The organism is Hypericibacter sp. (genome assembly GCF_050729195.1).
Classification (GTDB): Bacteria; Pseudomonadota; Alphaproteobacteria; order Dongiales; family Dongiaceae; genus Hypericibacter.
On sequence record NZ_JBOHKS010000299.1, the window covers coordinates 1 to 2,684 of the forward strand.

The 2,684-nt window shown below is 67.1% G+C and carries 2 protein-coding genes; both read left to right on the forward strand.

The window, feature by feature from the left end:
* The coding region (locus ACREE8_RS24350; RefSeq protein ID WP_431575616.1) for a LysM peptidoglycan-binding domain-containing protein at positions 1 to 636 on the forward strand (636 nt) is incomplete at its 5' end.
* Positions 637 to 703: 67 nt separating this feature from the next.
* Positions 704 to 2,530, forward strand: a complete 1,827-nt coding sequence (locus tag ACREE8_RS24355) for an adenylate/guanylate cyclase domain-containing protein (RefSeq protein WP_431575617.1) — start codon at positions 704 to 706, stop codon at positions 2,528 to 2,530.
* Positions 2,531 to 2,684: the final 154 nt, after the last annotated feature.

Sequence of the window (2,684 nt, forward strand, 5' to 3'; positions counted from 1 at the left end):
CTCTATGGCGACGACCCGAAGGAAGGCGTCATCCATGGCCGGGAGTTCTCGCATGCGGATCTGCGCCTGGCCTTCACCGCGCCCCAGGGCTTCCAGCTCGCCAACAGCAGCGACGCGGTGCAGGGGAAGGGGCCCAACAGCACCGCCATGATCTTCGATGGCGGTCGCCTCGCGAACGCCGGCAGCATGAGCGACTACATCGCCAATGTCTGGGCGGCGAAGATCCGGCTGCAGAACCTCGAGGGCATGACCATCAACGGCATGGAGGCGGCGACCGCGACCGCCACGGGCAACACCGACAGCGGCCCGGTCTTCCTGCGGCTGGTGGCGATCCGCTATGACGCCAGCACCATCTACCGCTTCGTTTTCCTCAGCTCCACCCAGAATGCGAGCGCGGCCGACGCCGGCTTCCGCCAGGCGGCCGCGAGCTTCCGCAAGCTCTCGGCCAGCGAGGCGGCGCAGATCAAGCCGCTGCGGGTGCGCGTGGTCACCGTCAAGCCCGGCGACAGCGTATCCTCCCTCGCCAAATCGATGGCCTTCGACGATTATCAGGAACAGAGATTCCGGGTTCTCAACGGACTCGCGGCGAACGACAGCCTGGTCGCGGGCCAACGTGTGAAGCTGATTGTCGAATAGTTCGATCGCGCCAAAATCGCCCGTCCCGTCACCGTCGCAGATCGCAAGCCCGGCGGCGCCTGTAGCCGTGGCCCCGCCGGGGCGCGAGCCTGCGCGGCAGCGCTGGCGGCCGTCGATTCTGCTGGTGCTGATGCTGGGTTTCGGCGGCCTCACCATGGCCGCTTCGGGAACCGTGACGCTGATCGGCTATGACCTCGCCCGGCGCAACACCTACGACCTGATCGCGATCGCGGCACGCTCGACCGCAAGCGAACGCCAGACGTCGATTCGCGCGACGCTCGATCCCGCCGAGAACGCCGTCCGCTATCTGGCGGGCGCCTTGGAGCGCGGCGAGCTCGATCCGCAGAGCGCCCGCATGCCGCAATTGATGGAGGGCATGATCACGGCAGCGCCGCAGCTGGGGATGGTGGCCTTCATCCAGCCCGATCTGACGCTGATCGGCGCCGGACGCATCCTCTCGGGGCTGCAGGCAGGACGGCGCAGCGTCCGGCTCTGGCCGGAGCTTCGGCTGATGCTGCGCTTTGGCGAGAGCCAGAACGGACTCGACTGGCATGGCATCACCTATGTGCCGTCCTTGCGGGAGAGCTTCATCATCGCCTCCTGGTCGGTGAAGCGCGACGACCGCTATCTCGGCCTCGCCATCGCCGGCGTGCCGCTCTCGGCGCTCTCCAATGCGATCGTCCCCGACCCGCAGGCCGGCAATGTCGATTTCGTGCTGCGCGGGCCTGGCGAGATCCTGGCCCATCCCTCGCTTGCCGGCGGTGCGCGGGGTCTCTCCTCCGAGCATCCCATTCCCACGACCGGCGAGGTCGGCGACACGGTCCTCGACGCCTTCGAGCATGGCCAGGGCACGCCCCTGGGCGAGGCCTTGAGTTCGGGCGGCCTCCAAGGCGGCAATGTCACCGTCGACAATGGCAGCTTCGTCATTCTCTATCAGTTGATCACCGGCTATGACGACGTGGCCTGGCGGGTCGGTCGCTATTTCCCGGCCTCGCGCGCGACCGCCATCCTCAACCGCCTGACCTACGCGCTGCTGGCGGGCGCTGTCGTGCTGGGCGTTACGCTGCTGTTCGCCCTCGTGCTGTCGCGCATCATGTCACGCGGCATCGGCCGGTTGGCCGCGGCGGCCCAACGCATTGCCCGGTTGGATTTCGAGGGGGCTCACCCCCTCCCCGGGAGCATGCTGGCCGAGCTCGACCGCGCGGTCCATGCTTTCAACTCGATGCGGGCCGGCCTCGCCTGGTTCAACACCTATGTCCCGCGCGCGCTGGTCAAGCGGCTGATGCGGATGGGCGATGCGGTCGAGCTGGCACCGGTGGAACGCGAGCTCACCGTGGTCTTCACCGACATCGTCGGGTTCACGCCCATCAGCCAGCGCCTCAGCCCGCCGCGTCTGGCGGCCTTTCTCAACCGCCATTTCGGCATGCTCGCGGCCGCGATCGAGAGCGAGCATGGCACCGTCGATAAATATATCGGCGATTCGGTGATGGCCTTCTGGGGCGCGCCCGCCGAGGATCCCGATCACGCGCTCCATGCCTGCCGGGCCGCGCTCGCCATCGGCGCCAGCATCAAGGCCGACAACGACCGGCGCCGGCGCAAGCAGCTCAATCCGGTGCGGCTGCGCATCGGCGTCAATACCGGCACCGCGATTGCCGGCAATATCGGCGCCCCCGGCCGCGTCAACTACACGCTGATCGGCGATGCCGTGAACACCGCGCAGCGCATCGAGCAGGCCGGCCATGGGGTCGATGACGGCGCCGACACGATCATCCTCGTCAGCGCCGCTACCGCCGCGAAACTGCCGCCCGAGATCAAGCGAACCGAGATCGGTGCGCATATGCTCAAGGGCCTGACAGGCGAGCGGGTGCTTTATCGGCTGATTCTGCCGGAATGATCAGTCTCTTTCCTCTTCCCACCCTGTGCAGGGCTGTCCGGGGAAAGTTAGGCATAGCAGAAGGCCAGTTGGTTGGCTGGGGTTTTTGGCTTTGGCTTGCTGGGGTTGACGGGCGGCGGTCGATCGATCCGGTGGATGGTTCTCCTGGTAAAGA